This window comes from Mycobacterium persicum (assembly GCF_002086915.1).
GTDB classification, from domain to species: Bacteria; Actinomycetota; Actinomycetes; order Mycobacteriales; family Mycobacteriaceae; genus Mycobacterium; species Mycobacterium persicum.
This window is the reverse complement of sequence record NZ_MWQA01000001.1, coordinates 5997805-6017079: the sequence shown is the minus strand read 5'-3', so window position 1 is coordinate 6017079 and position 19275 is coordinate 5997805. Positions and strand designations below refer to the sequence as shown.

Sequence of the window (19275 nt, the reverse complement as noted above, 5' to 3'; positions counted from 1 at the left end):
TGCGGACGCCGGAACTGCAACACGTTTCAGTTTTGTGTGTCTGCTCGGTAGGCTGGGCCAGTGCCCGAGGTCACCAGCCAAGCACCGGCCATTGACGGGTGGTTTTCCACCGACGACGCCGGTGTCCCGCATCTAATCGGCAGTAAATGCCCGCACTGCGGCACGTACGTCTTCCCGCCGCGCGAGAACAACTGCCCGAACCCGGCCTGCGACGGCGACTCGCTGGAATCGGTCGCGCTATCGACGCGGGGAAAGTTGTGGAGCTACACCGAGAACCGCTATGCCCCGCCGCCGCCCTATCCCTCCCCCGACCCCTTCGAGCCGTTCGCCGTCGCCGCGGTGGAGCTGGCCGACGAAGGGCTGATCGTGCTGGGCAAGGTGGTCGAGGGCACGCTGGCGGCCGACTTGAAAGTGGGCATGGAGATGGAGCTGACCACCATGCCGCTGTTCACCGACGACGACGGTGTGCAACGCATCGTCTATGCGTGGAGGATTGCCCAGACATGAGCACGCCCGAACCGCTGTACATCCTCGGTGCGGGCATGCACCCGTGGGGCAAGTGGGGCACTGACTTCACCGAGTACGGGGTGGTAGCCGCGCGGGCCGCGCTGCGCGAGGCCGGCCTGGACTGGCGTCAGATCCAATTGGTGGCCGGGGCGGACACCATCCGCAACGGCTACCCGGGATTCGTCGCCGGCGCCACGTTCGCCCAGAAGCTGGGCTGGAACGGCGTGCTGGTCAGCTCCAGCTACGCCGCGTGCGCCAGCGGTTCGCAGGCCCTGCAAAGCGCCCGCGCGCAGATCCTTGCCGGTTTCTGCGATGTGGCGCTGGTGATCGGCGCCGACACCACGCCGAAGGGCTTTTTCGCCCCGGTAGGCGGCGAGCGCAAGAACGACCCCGACTGGCAGCGCTTCCATCTCATCGGCGCGACGAACACGGTGTACTTCGCGCTATTGGCGCGGCGGCGGATGGACCTCTACGGCGCCACGCTCGAAGACTTCGCTCAAGTGAAGGTCAAGAACTCCAAGCACGGGCTGAACAACCCGAATGCCCGCTACCGCAAGGAGAACTCGATCGACGACGTGCTAGCCAGCCCGGTGGTCTCGGATCCGCTGCGGCTGCTGGACATCTGCGCCACCTCCGACGGCGCCGCGGCGCTGATCGTAGCCAGCGCGAAGTTCGCCCGCGAGCATCTCGGCTCGCTGGAGGGGGTGCCGTCGGTGCGCGCGGTCAGCACGGTGACCCCGCGCTACCCTCAGCATTTGCCCGAATTGCCCGATATCGCAACGGATTCCACCGCGGCGGTACCCGCACCGGACCGGGTGTTCAAGGATCAGATCCTGGACGCGGCCTACGCGGAGGCCGGCATCGGGCCCGAGGACCTGAGCCTGGCCGAGGTTTATGACCTGTCTACCGCGCTGGAGCTCGACTGGTACGAGCATCTGGGGCTGTGCGCCAAGGGTGAAGCCGAGGCGCTGCTGCGCAGCGGCGCGACCACCATCGGCGGCAGGGTCCCGGTCAACCCCTCGGGCGGCCTGGCGTGCTTCGGCGAGGCGATCCCCGCGCAGGCCATCGCCCAGGTGTGTGAGCTGACTTGGCAATTGCGCGGTCAGGCCACCGGCCGGCAGGTGGAGAACGCAAAGGTCGGCATTACCGCGAACCAGGGCCTGTTCGGCCACGGCTCGTCGGTGATCGTGGCGCGTTAGACCCTGCCGGGCAGACACAGAATCGCACTCCGCTGCGCGGATCCGTGCGATTCCGCGTCTGCTCGCGCCGTTAGGTGGGCGTGTCCAGGGTCTCCAGGACGACTTCGGCCACCCGCTTCATGGTGGTCCGCCGATCCATGGCGGCGCGCTGGATCCACTTGAACGCCTCCGGCTCGGTCATGCCCTGCTTGGCCTGCAGCAGGCCTTTGGCACGTTCGACGAGCTTGCGCGTTTCCAGACGGTCGGACAGCGCCGCCACTTCTTGTTCCAGCGCGGTGATCTCACTGAACCGGCTGACGGCCAACTCAATGGCCGGGATCAGGTCGCTGGCGGTGAAGGGCTTCACCAGATAGGCCATGGCGCCGGCGTCGCGGGCGCGTTCCACGAGGTCGCGCTGGCTGAACGCGGTCAGCACCACGATCGGCGCGATGCGCTTACTGGCGATCTCCGACGCCGCGTCGATTCCGTCGCGGCGCGGCATCTTCACGTCCATGATCACCAGATCGGGCTTGTGCCGCTCGGCCAGTTCGACGGCTTCTTGGCCGTCGCCGGCCTCTCCGACGATGTCGTACCCCTCCTCTCGCAGCATCTCGGCGAGGTCCATTCGGATGAGCGCTTCGTCTTCCGCGATCAGGACACGGTGTGGCTTCGCGGCATCGGCGTCGTTGGTGGGGCCGGTCATGACGGACATTGTGGCGTGAGCGGCTGCGATGGGAAACCTTGGGGGGCGGCGAGTCGGGATCGGGGTATGAATCCGCTATGGTTGGAGGCTGCTCTGAGGTGGAAAGCCGTAGCGGAACAACCTCAGCCCTCGTATCCCAACTGGCAGAGGAAACGGACTCAAAACCCGTCCAGTGTGGGTTCGAATCCCACCGAGGGCACTCCGGAATCATGCTGTACACCATTGGCCACGGCGCCAAGACGGCCGCGCAACTCACCGATGCGCTGCGACAGCACCACATCAAGCTGCTGGTCGATGTCCGCAGTTTCCCCGGCTCGCGCCGCAACCCCGACGTGTCCAAACAAGTGATGCCCGACTGGCTGGGCGCCGCCGGGATCGGCTACCGGCACGAACCTGATCTCGGTGGGCGCCGCAAACCGCCCGCAAGCCCGGTACCGCGTGACCTCTGGTGGGAAAACCCGGCGTTCGCGAATTACGCGGCGCACACCCGTACACCCGGATTTCAAGCGACATACCAGCGGCTGCTACAGGATGCCGAAACCAGCGACGTGGCGGTGATGTGCGGGGAACCGACATGGTGGCGCTGTCACCGGCGCATGATCGCCGACCTGGCCGTCCGCGACGGACGCCGGGTGCAACACATCATGCCCAACGGCGACCTGTCGCCACATCGCCTCTCGGATTGGCTCACCCATGACGTCGCCGGCCAGTCCTGAGTCTTGGCAGCTGGCCGACAATATCGAGCTCGACGGCTACGCTTTTGATCGTGGCGGCTAAGAAACGCGGCGCCCCACGGAAACTATCCGAGGGCTCATCCCGCCACGACTGCGTCACGGTGGTGCGCGAGCAAACCCGCGAGTTCGACCAGCACTACGCCCGCAGCGCGGCACGCCGGGCCCGGCTGCTCAGTATCGCGGCCTGGCTGGCCGTAGTGGTCAGCGCGAGCTTTGTGCTCGTGCAGGTCCTGACCAATGGCTGGGTCTGGCCGCTGAGTTGGATCAACATCGCCGCGGCCGTGGTCTTCGCGATCGTCCCGATGCTGCACCGCTTCGGTGAGTTGGTGGCACCGCTGACGTTCATCGGAGCCGCGTATGTTGCGGTCTTCGCCAGTTGCTGGATCATCGGCACCGGTTCCGGCGCCCAGTTTTTCTTTCTCGTGGGCGCCTGCCTGGTGGTGCTGGTGCTGGGTATTGAACACATCGTGCTGGCCAGCGTGCTGGCGGCCCTTGCCACCGCGTTGATCATCGCGGTGGAGTTCCTGGTCCCGCGCAACACCGGAATCGAGCCCGCCTGGGCACAGTCGGCGGGTTTCGTCGTCACCACGGTCTCGGCCTGCGTAGTGGTGGTCGTGTCGGTTTGGTTTGCCCTGCGGGACACCGCCCGCGCCGAATCGATCATGGAAGCCCAATACGACCGCTCCGAGGCCCTGCTGGCCAACATGTTGCCGGCCAGCATCGCCGAACGGCTCAAGCATCCCGAACGAGACGTCATCGCCGACAAGTACGACGAGGCCTCGGTGCTGTTCGCCGACATCGTCGGCTTCACCGAGCGGGCCAGCAGCGCCGCGCCGGCCGACCTCGTCCGATTCCTGGACCGGTTGTACAGCGCTTTCGACGCGTTGGTGGACAAGCACGGGCTGGAAAAGATCAAGGTGAGTGGCGACTGCTACATGGTGGTCAGCGGTGTGCCACGGCCGCGGCCCGACCACGTGCAGGCGCTCGCCGACTTTGCACTCGACATGGTCGGCGTCGCAGCCGGATTGACGGACCCACAAGGCGGCCCGGTACCGCTGCGGGTGGGCCTCGCCACCGGTCCGGTGGTCGCCGGCGTGGTGGGTTCGCGCCGCTTTTTCTACGACGTATGGGGCGACGCGGTCAATGTCGCGTCGCGGATGGAGTCCACCGACTCGGTGGGCAAGATCCAGGTGCCGGATGAGGTCTACCAGCGCTTGAAGGACGACTTCGTGCTGCAGGAGCGCGGACACATCAACGTCAAGGGCAAAGGCGTCATGCGCACCTGGTACCTGCTCGGCCGCAGGCCGGCGGAGCAGCAGGCCGATGCGCCTGCCGAGGAGCCAAGCACCGCCGGCGTCTGACGCCTCAACCCACCGGGCGGGCACCGCCGGTTTCACCACTATGCCAAAACCCGTCACATGCGTCACACTGGTGCCATGCAAATCGCACCCGTCTCGGGCCCCGTCCCCCGCTTGTTACCGCATCTGTGGATTTCAACGCTGTTATCGGGACTTCTGTCGCTGATCCTCGGCGTCCTGATCCTGGTCTGGCCCGGAATATCGGTCCTGGTGGCCGCCGTCGCGTTCGGCATCTACCTCGTCGTGACCGGCATCGCGCAGGTCGTCCTCGCGTTCAGCCTGCACGTTTCGGCCGGCAGCCGGATCCTGGCGTTCATCAGCGGCGCGGCCTCGCTGATCCTGGCCGTACTGGCATTCCGCCATTTCGGCAACGCGGTCCTGTTGCTGGCCATCTGGATCGGCATCGGGTTCATCTTCCGCGGCGTCGCCACAACCGTGTCCGCGATCAACGACCCGACCTTGCCGGGACGGGGATGGCAGATCTTCGTCGGGGTTATCAGCCTAATCGCCGGCGTCGTGGTGTTGGCCGCGCCGTTCGAGTCGATCATCACGTTGGCCATCGTCGTGGGTGTGTGGCTGGTCATCATCGGGTTATGTGAGATCGTCTCGGCCGTCGGCATCCGTCAGGCGGCCAAAAAACTGGGGCTATGAGTCCTCCGACAAGCGTCACTCGACTCGCGTCAACTCCGACTGTCTACTACACTTCGTCGTAGCCCGCTTGTAAGGCCCGCGATCCCGGGAGATGACAGATGAATGTCGTCGATATTTCGCGCTGGCAGTTCGGTATCACCACCGTCTACCACTTCATCTTCGTGCCACTCACCATCGGCCTGGCCCCGCTGCTGGCCGTGATGCAAACGGTGTGGGTGGTCACCGGTAACACGGCCTGGTATCGGCTGACCAAGTTCTTCGGGAAGTTGTTCTTGATCAACTTCGCCATCGGCGTGGCGACCGGGATCGTGCAGGAATTCCAATTCGGAATGAATTGGTCCGAATACTCCCGATTCGTCGGCGACATCTTCGGCGCGCCGTTGGCAATGGAAGGTCTGATGGCCTTCTTCTTCGAATCGACGTTCCTTGGGCTGTGGATCTTCGGTTGGAGCAGGCTGCCCCGGCTGGTGCACCTGACCTGCATCTGGATCGTCGCGATCGCGGTCAACGTCTCCGCGTTCTTCATCATTTCGGCGAATTCGTTCATGCAGCATCCCGTCGGGGCGCACTACAACCCGGCCACCAAACGCGCGGAGCTGAACAGCATTTCCGCGCTGCTCACCAATAACACTGCGATAGCAGCGTTTTCACACACTGTCGCGGGTTCGCTGCTTACCGCGGGAACTTTTGTCGCCGCGGTCAGCGCATGGTGGCTGGTGCGTTCGCACAACGCCCCGGTGGGGCCCGGCACCCGCGCCATGTATCGCCCGGCGACCATCCTGGGCTGCTGGGTTGCGCTGATCGCCACCGTCGGGCTGTTCTTCACCGGTGACCACCAGGGCAAGCTGATGTTTGTGCAGCAACCGATGAAGATGGCGTCCGCGGAATCGCTGTGCGACACCCAGACCGATCCGGACTTTTCCATCCTGACGGTCGGCCGGCAGAACAATTGCGACAGCCTCACGCGGGTCCTCGAGGTGCCCTACGTGTTGCCGTACCTTGCCCAAGGCCGCACCACCGGTGTCACCTTGCAAGGCGTCCGCGATCTGCAGCAGGACTACAACCAGCGATTCGGCCCGAATGATTATCGGCCCAATCTATTCGTCACCTACTGGTCATTTCGCGCGATGATCGGGTTCCTCGCGATTCCGGTGCTGTTCGCATTGCTGGCCCTGTGGCTGACCCGCGGCGGACGGATCCCGGGACGGCGGTGGTTCGCCTGGATTGCGCTGTTGACGATTCCCGCACCGTTCCTGGCAAACATGTTCGGATGGGTGTTCACCGAGATGGGCCGTCAGCCCTGGATCGTGGCTCCCAACCCGACCGGTGACCAGCAGGTTCGACTCACCGTCGGAACTGCTGTCTCGGACCACGCGTTCGGCATGGTCGTCACCTCATTGGTGACGTTTACGCTGGTCTACGCGGTGCTCGCGGTCATCTGGTGCTGGCTGCTCAAACGCTATGTCGTCGAAGGCCCGCAGGAGCACGACGCCGAGCCGGCGGCGCCTGTGGCGCCCAGCCGCGACGAGGTGGCACCGCTGTCGTTCGCTTACTGAGAGCCACTGACCCAGAAGGGAGATGACCGGTGGGACTCCAACAACTGTGGTTCGCTGTCATCGGTGTGCTGTTCCTCGGTTTCTTGGTTCTCGAGGGATTCGACTTCGGTGTTGGCATGCTGATGGAGCCGCTGGCTCGGGTGGCCCCGGGCGATCCTGAAATCCAACGGCGAGCCGTACTGAATACCATCGGCCCGGTCTGGGACGGTAACGAGGTCTGGTTGCTCACGGCCGGCGCGGGAATGTTCGCCGCGTTTCCCGGCTGGTACGCCACCGTGTTTTCGGCATTGTATTTGCCGCTGCTGGCGATCTTGTTCGGCATGATCCTGCGTGCGGTGGCCATCGAATGGCGCGGGAAGGTCGACGACACCAAATGGCGGGCCTGGGCCGATTTCGGGATTGCCGCGGGGTCTTGGCTGCCCGCGGTGCTGTGGGGCGTCGCGTTCGCGATCCTGGTGCGCGGACTCCCGGTCGATGGCAACGGCCACGTACATCTGGCCATCGGCGATGTGCTCAGCGCCTACACACTGTTGGGGGGCCTCGCCACGGCGGGGTTGTTCCTGCAGTACGGCGCGGTGTTCATCGCCTTGAAAACCGCCGGGCCGATCCGCGACAGCGCCTACCGGATCGCGCTGTGGCTAGCGCTCGCGGCGACGGCGCTGGTTGGGGGGTTCGGAGTTTGGACCCAGCTGGCGTATGGCAAGCAATGGACCTGGGCGGCGCTGGGCGTAGCGGTGATCGCCCAGGTGGCGGCCGTACTGCTGGTATGGCGGCGCGCATCCGACGGGTTTGCGTTCCTGAGCACGCTGGTGGTCGTCGCGGCCGTTGTGGTCTTGCTGTTCGGCGTGCTGTATCCGAACCTGGTGCCGTCGACGCTGAACGAGCAGTGGAACGTCACGATCTACAACGCCTCGTCGACGCCTTACACCCTGAAGATCATGACCTGGGTGACGGCCATCTTCGCGCCGCTGACGGTGGTGTATCAGGCCTGGACGTATTGGGTGTTCCGGCAACGCATTTCGGCTGAGCGGATACCTCCGTCCATCGGTCTGGCGAGGCACCCGTCCTGAGCGCGACGGACAGGTCCGCCCGGGCGCCGCTGGATCCGCGGCTGTGGCGGGCATCGTCGGCCTTGCGCCGCTACCTGATCGCCGCGGTGGCGTGTGGAGTGGTGATATCCGGCTGCGCGATCGGCTCGGCGGTGGTCCTGGCGAGCATCGTCGCGCGGATCGTGGCCGATCCCTCGACGCGACATCTGGACCGCTGGCTGGAACCGCTGGCAATATTGTTGGTGCTGTGGACAATTCGCGCCCTGACGCACTGGTTGCAGGCACGTCTTGGGCAGCGGGGAGCCAGCGCGGTGATCGCGGATCTCAGCGGTCAGGTGCTGACGGCGGTAACGGGGCGCCAACCCAGGCAGGTGGCGGCACAGCGTGATGCCGCCGCGGTGCTGGTCACTCGCGGACTGGACGGTTTGCGTCCCTACTTCACCGGTTATCTGCCCACCTTGCTGCTTGCGGTGCTTCTGACACCGGCTACCGTCGCGGTCATTGCGGCTTATGACGCGAAATCGACGGCGATCGTCGTGATCACACTGCCCCTGATTCCGATCTTCATGGTGTTGATCGGGATGGCGACGGCCGACCGGTCGGCAGCCGCGCTGGCCGCGATGGGCGCGCTGCAGGCCCGGCTGTTGGACCTGATCGCCGGCATCCCCACCCTGCGGGCGCTGGGCCGCGCAGTGGGACCGGAGCGGCGCATCGCAGAACTCGCTGCCGCGCACCGCCGTTCGGCGATGGCCACGCTGCGGGTCGCCTTCCTGTCGGCGTTGGTGCTCGAATTGCTGGCCACCCTGGGTGTGGCCGTGGTCGCGGTCAGCATCGGTCTTCGCCTGGTGTTCGGTCAGATGAGCCTGGCCACCGGGTTGACGGTTCTGCTGCTGGCACCCGACGTGTACTGGCCGCTGCGGCGCATCGGTGTGGAATTCCATGCCGCCCAAGACGGCAGAGCCGCGGCCGCCCAGGCTTTCGCGCTCATCGGCGAACCGGCGTCCGCGACCGCGGGCACCCGTACGGTGGCGGCTCGCAGATCCTTGATCCGCATCGAAAACCTCAGCGTCGCAAGCAGAGACGGCCGCTCACCGGATCACCTGACCGCGGTGCTCGAACCCGGCCGGGTGACGGTGCTGACCGGGCGAAACGGCGCGGGCAAGAGCACCATCCTGCAGGTGATCGCCGGCCTCACCGTGCCGTCGTCGGGACGGGTCACCGTCGCCGGAATCGACGTCGGCGAATTGGAGCCCGCCTCCTGGTGGCGGCAGCTGTCCTGGCTGCCACAACGCCCGGTCCTGATTCCGGGAACGGTCCGCGACAACCTGGTGCTGTTCGGTGATCTGGATGACATTGAGAGTGCTTGCACCGCAGCAGGATTCGACACCGTGCTGGCGACGCTGCCGGACGGATTGGACACCGTGCTCGGCCGCGGCGGCGTCGGCTTGTCGCTGGGGCAGCGGCAACGCCTCGGGCTGGCCCGGGCACTCGGATCAACCGCCCCGGTACTGCTGCTCGACGAACCCACCGCGCACCTGGACGCCGCCACCGAGGGCCGGGTGTTGCGGGCCGTCGTCGACCGGGCCCGCCAGGGTGCGACGGTGGTGGTCGTCGGCCACCGGGCCCCCGTCGTGGCCATCGGTGACCGGGTCGTCGAGGTCACCGCCGGCAGCGAGGTCGGCTATGCCCCGGTCTGATCCGCTGCCGGCCGGCTATGACCTGCTGCGTCCGCGATTGGGGCGCATCCTGGCCGCGATTGTTCTGGCGGCGTTGTCACTGGGCAGCGGCCTCGCCTTGGCCGGCGTTTCGGCATGGTTGATCACCCGCGCCTGGCAGATGCCGCCCGTGCTGGACTTGTCCGTCGCGGTCGTCGCGGTGCGAACGTTCGCGATTTCGCGCGGGATTCTGCACTATTGCGGGCGACTTGCCACCCACGACACCGCGCTGCGCGCGGCCGGCGCAGCGCGCGCCCGGATCTACCACCGGCTGGCCGTGGGACCGCCGGCGGCGGCGGTCCGGCTGCACAGCGGCGAGGTGGTGGCCCGAGTCGGTGCCGACGTCGACACCTTGGCCGACATGCTGGTCCGTGCGGTGGTACCGATCGGCGTCGCCGCATTACTGGCGCTGGCCGCGACCACGGCCGTTGCGATCATCTCGGCGCCGGCCGCAGCGGTCCTGGCGATCTGCCTGTTGGTGGCCGGGGTCGTCGCGCCTTGGCTTGCCGGCAGAGCCGCCGTGCAACACGAGACGCTGGCCCGGCGGCATCATGGCGGCCGCGACACGTCGGCCATGGTCGCACTCGAGCACGCACCCGAGCTTCGGGTCGCCGGAGTCCTCACCGACACCATTGCCGAATCCCAACGGCAACAACGTGCTTGGGGTAGGGCTCGCGACGCCGCGGCCAGGCCGGCGGCGATCGCCGAGGCGATACCGACCGCGGCGATCGGGATCAGCGTGTTGGGTGCGGTGGCGGCGGCAATCGGCATGGCTCCCACGGTGGCGCCGACGACGCTGGCCGTGCTGATGTTGTTGCCATTGTCGGCCTTCGAGGCGACGACCGCACTTCCGGTGGCCGCGGTCCAGCTGACCCGGTCACGTATCGCGGCACGGCGGCTGCTTGACCTGACTCCGCCCGAGGACAGTCGCCCGGCCCGGGCCGCGCCAACACCAGCGGGGCCCCCGAGCACCGGCCGGCTATCCGCCGACGTCTGGTGCGGTCACTTGGCGGTACGGTCGTGCCAGGCGGTGCTCGACCTGCCACCGGGTGGTCGGCTCGCCGTCACCGGCCCCAGCGGCTCCGGCAAGACGACGCTGCTGATGACGCTGGCCGGGCTGTTGCCGCCACTAGACGGCCGGGTGCTCGTGGACGGAACCGACGTGAGCCCCTTCGATGAAGCCGAACTGCGAAGAGCTGTCACCTTTTTCGCCGAAGACGCACATGTCTTCGCCACCACCGTACGAGATAACCTGTTGGTTGTCCGCGGCGATTGCGGCGATGACGAATTGACGGCCGCACTGGCGAAAGCCGGCCTCGGCGACTGGCTGGCCGGCCTTCCAGAGGGCTTGTCGACGGTGTTGATCGGTGGCGTGCAAGGACTTTCAGCAGGACAACGCCGACGGCTGCTGCTCGCGCGGGCGGTGCTGTCCCCCGCCCGAATTGTGCTGCTGGACGAGCCAACCGAACACCTTGACGCGACCGACGCCGAGGCCGTCCTGCGCGACTTGCTGATGCCAGGCCCGGGGCCGATTCTGGGCGACCGGACGGTTGTGGTGGCCACCCACCACCTGCCCGACGACATTGCCTGCGCCCGACTCAGCGTCGGCTCACCGGCGTGCCCCTTCGGGTAGCCCGCGGCGCCGCGGCATGAACTCCAGGGAGAGCAACACCAGCAGCAGCGGAACGATCTGGGTCAACGAGACCAGCGCATAGCGCCGTTCGTCCAATGCGTGAAATTTACCCAGGTACCGGTACAAGGACTCCAGGGAGATGAACGGGTCGAGCAGATGGATCAGCAGATAGAACACGCGTTGCGGCCGGCTCCGGTGTGCCGCGTCGAAGATCTCCGGGAACGCCGCGAAGGCTAGCGACAGCCGCTGCGCGCCAGCCTCTTTGGCGGCGGTGATCATGTCGACGCTGAGCCGCTCGTCGATCCCGTTCGGGGCACCGCGGCGCCGCCAGGGCACGTCGAGGGAGAAATCACTGCCGCCACCCGCGGTCGTGAATCGGTCGAAGCCCTGCACCCGCCCCGAAGCGTCCCTGGCGATGATCAGCTGAACGCCTGGGTATTTGCCTTCCAGTACGCCGTCCAGGCTCATGCAGAAGCCGCGATCGGTACGCGCCCCTTTGGGGGACGCCAGCAGCATCTCGGTCAGCTCTGCGCGCTGCTTGTCGTCGAGTTCCTGTTCGGCCACGATTTCGGTGGTGATGCCGGCGTTATGGGTCCGTTTGACGGCCTGACGCAGGTTGCGGAACTTGCGGCCCACCATCGCGAAGTTGGGGACATCGATGACGACGTCCCGCCCGATGGGTACCGCCCGCAGCGACCGTCCCGGCACGTCGGGGTCGGTCCACAGGCTCAGCCGTCGCTCACTGCAGGCCAGCACCGCAATCCGCCAGCCGCGGGCATGACAGGTGGCGACGAAGTCGGCAATCAGCTCGGGAAACTGCGATTCGTCACCAATCGGGTCCCCGGCGACCACCGCAAAGCCCAGCCGCGTCCGGTATGCCAGCGCCGCGGTGCCGACCGCGCTGAAGTGGTAGCACTTGCCCGCCTGCATGGCGAACGGTGCCAACGGATCCTCGCTGGTGGCGTTGATCAATGCCCACACCCGGGGCAAGTCACCAGGTCGTGGATGCGACGACGTCGGCCACATCAACACCAACCCCGATCCGGCGATCAGCATCTCACCGGCCAGGTCGAAGGACAGCACATGCAGGCCCAGCCCCGCGACCAGGAATAGCGCGGCCGCAGCCGCATGCATGGCCGTGACCGGACGCCCGAGGAAGATACCCCGGGCTATCAACGCCACCGCCGCCAGGATCGTCAGCGACCAACTCAGCCGCCCGGCCGCCTGCCAATCCTCGTGCCGGTAGTTATGCGCGAGCAGCGCAATGAGCCAGCACGCCGCGCAGAACACCGCAAGGGCGCCGACAAGGCGAGCCCTGAATGTATCGACGTGCACGACGACGCGTTCGCGGGCACGGACCCTCGGCGCGACATCGACCGACGGTTCGTTCACACTCACCTCCCGCTGACCTGCCTCTCAGCTGCCGGACGGGTACCCGCTACCTGGAACGGTACGCCTGAGCGTGGCCGGGTTGAGCCGAAACCAGGCGGTTGTCCTGCGGTTACCCCACCTGTCTATCGGCGAGCCGCGGGAAAGTATTTCACGACGCCCTCCTGCACCACGGTTGCGATGAGTCGCCCGCCGCGGTCGAAGAAATGCCCGATACCCAGCCCGCGCGAATCCGCGGCCACCGGTGACGATGTCGAATAAAGGACCCAGTCGTCGAAGTCGACCTGCCGGTGAAACCACACCGAGTGGTTGGCGGAGGCGGCAAAGATGCGGTCGAAGCCCCAGGACAGCCCGTGGGTGGTGATCACCGAGTCCAGCACCGTGGTGTCCGAGGAGTACAACATCGTCGCAGTGTGCAGCACCGGGTCGTCGGGCATCGTGCCCAGCGCCTTGACCCAGACGCGGTTATAGGGCAGCCGATCACCCTTCTCCCGCATCACCCACGAGGGGTCGTTGGTATAGCGCCACTCGATCGGTTGCAACGCGTTGACGAAGTGCGGAACGGTTTCCTCATAGCCACGCAATAGCTCACTAATTGGCGGCCGGATGTGCGGCTCGTCCACCTCCGGTGGCTCGACACCGTGCTCGAGCCCGGGACCGCCGGACATGTAGGAGATCATCGCCGACGACAGCAACGTGCCGTCCTGTACCGCGTCGACACGCCGGTTGGCGAACCGCCGCTCGTCGCGCAACCGCACCACATGGAATTCGATGTCCTTGGTGGTGTCGCCCCCGTTGATGAAATGCACCGAGAGCGCGCTGGGCGGTAGCTCTTCGCGGGTCAGCGTGCGGGTGCTGGCGACGAACGACTGCGCCACCAGCAACCCACCGAAAGTGCGCATCGGGTTCTTGCTGGGATGAGATCCGATGAACCGGTCGTCGGCGACCCGGTGGAGATCCAGCACCGCCAGCAGCTCATCAAAATCGGACAACTAAACGTCGTCCTCACCGATCCGGTGCACGTGGATCAGGTTGGTTGAACCGACCGTGCCCGGAGGCGCACCCGCGACGATCACCACCAGGTCGCCCCGCTTGTAACGGCCGAGTTCCAGCAGCGACTTGTCGACCTGGCGGATCATGCCGTCGGTGGACTCCATCTTCGGAACGATGAATGTCTCGGTGCCCCAGGTCATCGCAAGCTGGCTGCGCACCTCGGGCCACGCGGTGAAGGCCAGCAGCGGCAGCGGGGTGTGCAGGCGGGCCAGCCGTCGCACCGTGTCGCCGGATTGGGTGAAAGCGACCAGGGCCTTGGCGTCCAGTCGCTCACCGATGTCGCGGGCGGCATAGGAGATCACGCCCCGCTTGGTGCGCGGCACATGCGTCAACGGCGGAGCCGCCGTCGAATTCTCTTCGACCGCACAGATGATCCGCGACATGGTCCGCACCGCCAACAGCGGATACTTACCGACCGACGTTTCACCGGACAGCATCAGCGCGTCGGCGCCGTCGAGCACCGCGTTGGCGACGTCGGAGGCCTCGGCGCGGGTCGGCCGCGAATTCTCGATCATCGAGTCCAGCATCTGGGTCGCCACGATCACCGGCTTGGCGTTCTCCCGCGCCATCTGGATGGCCCGCTTCTGCACCAGCGGAACCTCTTCCAGGGGCAGCTCGACCCCGAGATCACCGCGCGCCACCATAACGGCGTCGAAGGCCAGCACGATGGCCTCGAGGTTGTCGATGGCTTCGGGTTTTTCCAGCTTGGCGATCACCGGGACTCGCCGGCCGATCCGGTCCATCACCTCGTGGACTAGTTCGACATCAGAGGGCGAGCGCACGAAGGAGAGCGCCACCATGTCGATGCCCAAGTTCAGTGCGAATGTCAGGTCCTCGATGTCCTTGTCCGACAGCGCGGGCGCGGAAACACTCATGCCGGGCAGCGAGATTCCCTTGTTATTGCTGACCGGGCCGCCCTCGACGACAGTGCAGACCACGTCGTCGCCGTCGACGTGATCGACCACCAGCCCGACTTTGCCGTCGTCGACCAGCACGCGGTCACCGGCCGTCGCGTCCTGAGCCAACCTCTTGTAGGTGGTGGACACCCGGTCATGGCAGCCGTCGCAGTCTTCGACGGTGATCCGGACCGTTTCACCGTCAGCCCAATAGGTCGGCCCGCCGGCGAAGCGCCCCAACCTGATCTTGGGACCTTGAAGGTCGGCGAGCAGGCCGACGGCGCGTCCGGTGGCATCCGAGGCTGCCCGCACTCGTTTGTAGGCCGCCTCGTGATCCGCATAGTCGCCGTGGCTGAAGTTCATTCGGGCGACGTCCATTCCGGCTTCGACCAGCGCTCTGACCATGTCGTCCGATTGGGTGGCCGGCCCGAGAGTGCAGACGATCTTCCCGCGTCTTGTCACGACGACAAAGCATAGTCGCGGTCATGTGCCTTCGGTGCGCCTCGCCGATACCCGCGCATCGGGACCACGGCAGACCGTGGGCGTCGCAACACCGGTGCGCGCTCCCACTCTCCGCGCGATGCAAACGCGGACCGGCCGCGGCGGCGTCAGCCCGTCGATTGCCGTACGCGGGCAACTTTCCGCGTGCAAAAGGTGACGAAAATTTGCCAATTTGAGAAACTCCTCGTATGGACACCTTCCCCGCCGTGATTGCTTCTCCCGTCGTCCGAATCCTTGGTCCCGCAGTCGTCACCGCGTGGGGTATCAGCGCCTCCGTCCTTTCCGGCTTTGTGGTCCCGACGGCGTCCGCGGAGCCCTGCCCCGACGTCGAGGTGGTGTTCGCCCGGGGTACCGGTGAGGCTCCGGGTGTCGGACCCACGGGGCAGGCATTTGTCGACTCCCTGCGCTCCCGAGCCGGCGGCAAGACGTTCGGGGTATATCCGGTCAACTACCCGGCCAGTGACCAGTGGGACACCGGGATCGACGGCATCCGAGACGCTAGTGCTCATGTCGTTTCCATGGCGGGCAGCTGTCCCCAGACCAAAATGGTCCTCGGCGGATATTCGCAGGGAGCGGCCGTGATGGGCTTTGTCACGTCGGCCGCGGTGCCGGATGGAGTCGATCCCGCCAGCGTGCCCAAGCCGTTGGCGCCCGAAGTGGCTGACCACGTCGCCGCGGTGGTGTTGTTCGGGTTGCCCAATCACCGGGCGATGGACTTCCTCGGCCAGCCCCCGGTCGCTATCGGTCCCGCGTATCAGGCCAAGACCATCAAGGTGTGCGAACCCGAAGACCCGGTGTGCTCCGACGGGCTGAACTTCGCCGCCCATGACGCGTACGCAGGCGACGGGCTGGTGGTGGAGCAGGGGGTGGCCTTTGCCGCCAGTCGGCTTAGCGCGGCTACTGGTGCGCCGGGCCCGTTGACGGGCTTCGGCAACTGAGCTACCGGGCCGGCGCCGGCTGAGGTCAAACGCCCAGAACGGTTGGCACCAACGGGAAGCCGGGCAGGTTACGCAGCACGGTCCACACCACCGTCGCCACCGCAAGGGTGGTGATCGCGGGCGCGGGCAGCCACGACTGCCCATTGCGGCGGCGCCGCAGCATCCAACCGGCAAGCATGGGGATGCCGGCCAACAAGAAAACCAAGAAAATGTTGTCATTGACGGCGGCCGCGACATCACCGTGCAGCAGGTCGTGCGTCATCCGCAGTCCACCGCACGCGGGACAATTCCAGCCGGTGAGCAACTTGAACGGACATTGCGGGTACAGCGAGTGGCTGCGGTGCGGATCGACCACGCCGACGTAGCCCAGTGCGCCCACCAACAGCACGGCCGAGCCCGCGGCGCCGCAGAGATGACGAAGCCGCCGAGCGTGCTTTCCCCGCGCCCCCGATGCCGGGGCGGGCCGATCAGGTTCCATCGCGCAATGGGCGACCCCACGGGTCGCTCACTTTGTCAGTCAGGATCAGCACCGCGTCGATGACGCCCCAGATGACCGCGCCGACCCCGCACGTCAGCCAACCGACGAGCAGCTGTGCGATGCCCATCCCGGTGTGCCCGAGGTAGATTCGGCCGATACCGGCGATGCCGAACAGCCCCAACAGCTGTAACAGCCCAGCGACCGTCTTCGATTTGTCCGAAAGTGGTTGCCCGGTAACAGGATGCCGACCGAAGGGAGCTGACGGGTCGGCTGCCGGACCGAAGTAGCCGCCGGGCCGCGAGTATTCCGGATAGTAGGGCGGCGGAAAAGGCGGCGGATATCCCGGTTGCTGCTCCGGTGAACCGGGCTGCGCAGCCCACGACTGGTCAGTCACCGCTTCAGCATGCCAGATTCAGTGGGTCTGCGCCCGAGGCCGCTGGTGCCGGACCACGCCGGCGGCTACCGTCCCGGCCGCTGTCGCCGATTTCGCAACCGAGCCCGCCAGCCCTGCCGTGTCGAGCCGGTGTTATCCGGTGTCGGCGAGTTGGGAACGGACGGTGCCTGGTCGCCATCCAGGTGATCATCCTGGTCGTCAGCACCGCCGGAAGCATTCTCCGCCGCCGCCTTCGGCGCGGTGGTGTCCTCCGCGTCAGGCTCTGAGGCTTCGGCCTCTTCGGCTTCGGTCTCTGCAGCTGGCGCAGCGAGTTCTGGCTCCCCGGCCGCTGATTCGGCTTCAGCCTCTGCAGCCTCAGCCTCATCCGTCACCGACTCGGCCTCGGCCTCGTCGACGACGAGCTCCGATTCTTCGGCTCGAGCTTCGTCGACCTCGGGCTCCTCGGGCACGGGCACCGGCTCAACCTCGGCCTGTTCGGCTTCTTCCGCCCCAGCCGGCTCAGCCTCGGCCTGTTCGGCTTCTTCCGCCTCAGCCGGCTCAGCCTCGGCCTGTTCGGCTTCTTCCGCCTCAGCCGGCTCAGCCTCGGCCTGGGGGACCACCTCGGCGGCTTCCTCACCGGTTTCCGGCTCCTCGGTCTGCGCTTCTTGAGCGTCGGTTGTGCCGTCCTCGGACGCCGAGGTCTTCAGGGTTTGCGGCTCGGCGGGTTCGCCGGCTCGCTGGGTTTCCGCCGACGCAGTCGGTTGGTCGTCTTCGGCATCGGCAGCCCCAGCGACTGCGGTGACAGCCGCCGAACCCGAACTCACAGCCGCGGGCTCTGCCTCAGGCGCGGCGACTTCCGCCGGCTCGGCCGCTTCCTCGCCGACCACGGCGGTGCCACGCACCGTGGCCGGATCCTCCCGGCCCTTCGGCGCCAAGATCACATACACCACGGCGCCGATGAACACGAAAGTTGACGTGAACAAATTGATCCGGATTCCGGCGATGTGTGTGGCGGTATCGTCACGCATCAGCTCGACACCGAATCGCCCGACGCAATAAAGCGCGACGTAAAGCCCGAACAGTCGCCCATGGCCGATCGTGAAACGCCGATCCAGATAGATGAGCACGCCGAATACCAGTACGTTCCACAGCAATTCGTAGAGGAACGTCGGGTGCACGACGACCGCGAGCTGCCCGGTCGAGACACCGTCAAGGGAATGGACGTCGACAAATCCGGCGGGATCGCGGCGGTAGAAGATCTCCAGTCCCCACGGCACTGTGGTTTCGCGGCCGTAGAGCTCTTGATTGAAGTAGTTTCCGAGCCGGCCGATCGCCTGCGCCAAAACGACTGCGGGGGCGGCCGCGTCCAAGAAAGCCGGCAGCGGAATTCCGCGGCGTCGACAGGCGATCCACGCCCCGACGGCGCCGAGTGCGATCGCTCCCCAGATGCCCAGGCCGCCATCCCAGATTCGCAGTGCCGCGGCAAACCCGGCGCCGCCATGGCCGAAATATGTCCGCCAGTCGGTGGCCAGGTGGTAGAGCCTGCCGCCGATCAAGCCGAAAGGCACCATCCACAGCGCGATGTCGTAGATCACGCCCCGCTCACCGCCGCGGGCCGCAAAGCGTCGATCGCCGATCAGTAAGGCCACGATGATGCCGGTGATGATGAACAGCGCGTAGGCGCGGATGGGCAGCGGCCCGAGGTGCCAGACGCCGCGCGGCGGGCTGGGAATGTACGCGAGCCACATCGTGGTCATGAGGCCGGCCTTTCACGGACCCCGGCGGCAAGTTCCTCCGTCAGTGCACGCAGCCTCGGCAAGCCCGCACCCAGGGCCGACACCAACGCCGAGCCGACAATGACACCGTCGGCGTAACCTGCGATCTGCGCGGCCTGTTCTCGTGACCGCACCCCCAACCCGACCCCGACCGGTATGTCCGACACTGCCTTCACCCTCCCCACCAGCTCGGGCGCGGCCTGTGAAACCACATCTCGCGCCCCGGTCACCCCCATGGTCGACGCCGCATACACGAACCCACGCGACGCCTTGACCGTGATTGCCAATCGTTCGGGCGTCGATGACGGCGCCACCAAAAAGATGCGGTCCAGTCGATGTTCGTCGGATGCGGCGAACCAGGGCTGCGCCTCGTCGGGAATCAGGTCGGGAGTGATGAGCCCCCGCCCGCCGGCCGCGGCCAGGTCTCGGGCGAACGCGTCGACTCCGTAGCGCAGCACCGGGTTCCAGTACGTCATCACCACGGCATTGCCACCTGCCCGGCTGATCGCCTCGACCGCCGCCAACGTGTCCCGGACCCGCACTCCCCCATGCAACGCCGCCTCGGTAGCCCGCTGAATGGTAGGTCCGTCCATACCCGGGTCCGAATACGGAACACCGACTTCGACTATGTCACAACCAGATTCGACCAGCGCAGTCATGGCTTCGACCGACGTGCGCACGTCGGGATAGCCGGTGGGCAGATAGCCGATCAACGCCGCACGACCAGCCGCCCGGCACGACTCGAAAAGTGGCCCCAGCTTGCTCGTTTCACACTGCTCGACGGTCAT

General features: G+C 66.4%; 17 protein-coding genes, 1 tRNA gene and 1 pseudogene. 11 read left to right on the top strand and 8 right to left on the bottom strand.

Annotated elements, in window-relative coordinates; genetic code table 11:
• Positions 1-60 precede the first annotated feature (60 nt).
• Positions 61-507, top strand: a complete 447-nt coding sequence (locus B4U45_RS27300; protein WP_075546202.1) for a Zn-ribbon domain-containing OB-fold protein — start codon at positions 61-63, stop codon at positions 505-507.
• Positions 504-1706, top strand: a complete 1203-nt coding sequence (locus B4U45_RS27295) for a lipid-transfer protein (RefSeq protein ID WP_075546201.1) — start codon at positions 504-506, stop codon at positions 1704-1706. The genes B4U45_RS27300 and B4U45_RS27295 overlap by 4 nt, the downstream gene beginning before the upstream one ends.
• Before the next feature lie 70 nt (positions 1707-1776).
• On the opposite strand, the gene B4U45_RS27290 is transcribed toward B4U45_RS27295, so the two are convergent.
• Positions 1777-2388, bottom strand: a complete 612-nt coding sequence (locus tag B4U45_RS27290; RefSeq protein WP_063468602.1) for an ANTAR domain-containing response regulator — start codon at positions 2386-2388, stop codon at positions 1777-1779.
• Positions 2389-2513: 125 nt separating this feature from the next.
• Here B4U45_RS27290 and B4U45_RS27285 point away from each other — a divergent pair.
• The 8 genes from B4U45_RS27285 (at position 2514) to cydC (ending at position 11084) form a co-directional block, all read left to right on the top strand.
• Positions 2514-2587: transfer RNA gene (locus B4U45_RS27285), tRNA-Leu, on the top strand.
• 10 nt (positions 2588-2597) lie between these two features.
• Positions 2598-3104: a DUF488 domain-containing protein gene (locus B4U45_RS27280; RefSeq protein ID WP_075546200.1), complete on the top strand. Its 507-nt coding sequence runs from the start codon at positions 2598-2600 to the stop codon at positions 3102-3104.
• Between the two features lie 50 nt (positions 3105-3154).
• A complete protein-coding gene (locus tag B4U45_RS27275; RefSeq protein WP_075546199.1) occupies positions 3155-4483 on the top strand; it encodes an adenylate/guanylate cyclase domain-containing protein in 1329 nt (442 codons plus the stop codon).
• A 57-nt stretch (positions 4484-4540) separates the two neighbouring features.
• On the top strand, positions 4541-5131 hold the full coding sequence (locus tag B4U45_RS27270) for an HdeD family acid-resistance protein (protein WP_099222459.1): 591 nt from the start codon (positions 4541-4543) through the stop codon (positions 5129-5131).
• Between the two features lie 98 nt (positions 5132-5229).
• A complete protein-coding gene (locus tag B4U45_RS27265; RefSeq protein ID WP_075546198.1) occupies positions 5230-6687 on the top strand; it encodes a cytochrome ubiquinol oxidase subunit I in 1458 nt (485 codons plus the stop codon).
• A 29-nt stretch (positions 6688-6716) separates the two neighbouring features.
• Entirely contained in the window at positions 6717-7757 is a 1041-nt protein-coding gene (gene cydB, locus B4U45_RS27260) for a cytochrome d ubiquinol oxidase subunit II (RefSeq protein WP_075546197.1), read from the top strand.
• Between the two features lie 62 nt (positions 7758-7819).
• The gene (gene cydD, locus B4U45_RS27255; protein WP_075546196.1) at positions 7820-9433 is read left to right on the top strand and encodes a thiol reductant ABC exporter subunit CydD; all 1614 of its coding nucleotides are present in this window, start codon (positions 7820-7822) and stop codon (positions 9431-9433) included.
• Positions 9420-11084 (top strand): thiol reductant ABC exporter subunit CydC, encoded by a 1665-nt coding sequence (cydC, locus tag B4U45_RS27250; protein WP_075546195.1) that lies wholly within the window; start codon positions 9420-9422, stop codon positions 11082-11084. Before cydD ends, cydC begins: the two co-directional genes overlap by 14 nt.
• Here cydC and B4U45_RS27245 read toward each other — a convergent pair.
• The 3 genes from B4U45_RS27245 to pyk all read right to left on the bottom strand — a co-directional run bounded on the left by B4U45_RS27245 (position 11061) and on the right by pyk (position 14884).
• Positions 11061-12476, bottom strand: coding sequence for a bifunctional lysylphosphatidylglycerol flippase/synthetase MprF (locus B4U45_RS27245; protein WP_075546194.1), 1416 nt, complete (start codon positions 12474-12476; stop codon positions 11061-11063). The two genes, cydC and B4U45_RS27245, sit on opposite strands and share 24 nt — an antisense overlap.
• A gap of 122 nt (positions 12477-12598) precedes the next feature.
• Positions 12599-13465: an acyl-CoA thioesterase II gene (locus B4U45_RS27240; protein WP_075546193.1), complete on the bottom strand. Its 867-nt coding sequence runs from the start codon at positions 13463-13465 to the stop codon at positions 12599-12601.
• Positions 13466-14884 carry a pyruvate kinase gene (gene pyk / locus B4U45_RS27235; RefSeq protein ID WP_075546192.1) on the bottom strand — a complete coding sequence of 473 codons (1419 nt, stop codon included), beginning with the start codon at positions 14882-14884 and terminating at the stop codon, positions 13466-13468.
• A 227-nt stretch (positions 14885-15111) separates the two neighbouring features.
• Here pyk and B4U45_RS27230 point away from each other — a divergent pair, with 227 nt between their 5' ends.
• On the top strand, positions 15112-15861 hold the full coding sequence (locus B4U45_RS27230; RefSeq protein WP_075546191.1) for a cutinase family protein: 750 nt from the start codon (positions 15112-15114) through the stop codon (positions 15859-15861).
• A 25-nt stretch (positions 15862-15886) separates the two neighbouring features.
• On the opposite strand, the gene B4U45_RS27225 is transcribed toward B4U45_RS27230, so the two are convergent.
• The 4 genes and pseudogenes from B4U45_RS27225 to trpA all read right to left on the bottom strand — a co-directional run bounded on the left by B4U45_RS27225 (position 15887) and on the right by trpA (position 19275).
• A complete protein-coding gene (locus tag B4U45_RS27225; protein ID WP_075546190.1) occupies positions 15887-16339 on the bottom strand; it encodes a DUF2752 domain-containing protein in 453 nt (150 codons plus the stop codon).
• A pseudogene (locus B4U45_RS27220) lies at positions 16329-16744 on the bottom strand (TM2 domain-containing protein). The gene B4U45_RS27225 and the pseudogene B4U45_RS27220 overlap by 11 nt, the downstream one beginning before the upstream one ends.
• Positions 16745-16798: 54 nt before the next feature.
• On the bottom strand, positions 16799-18469 hold the full coding sequence (locus B4U45_RS27215; protein WP_082275313.1) for a prolipoprotein diacylglyceryl transferase: 1671 nt from the start codon (positions 18467-18469) through the stop codon (positions 16799-16801).
• Positions 18466-19275, bottom strand: coding sequence for a tryptophan synthase subunit alpha (trpA, locus tag B4U45_RS27210; protein WP_075546188.1), 810 nt, complete (start codon positions 19273-19275; stop codon positions 18466-18468). Before trpA ends, B4U45_RS27215 begins: the two co-directional genes overlap by 4 nt.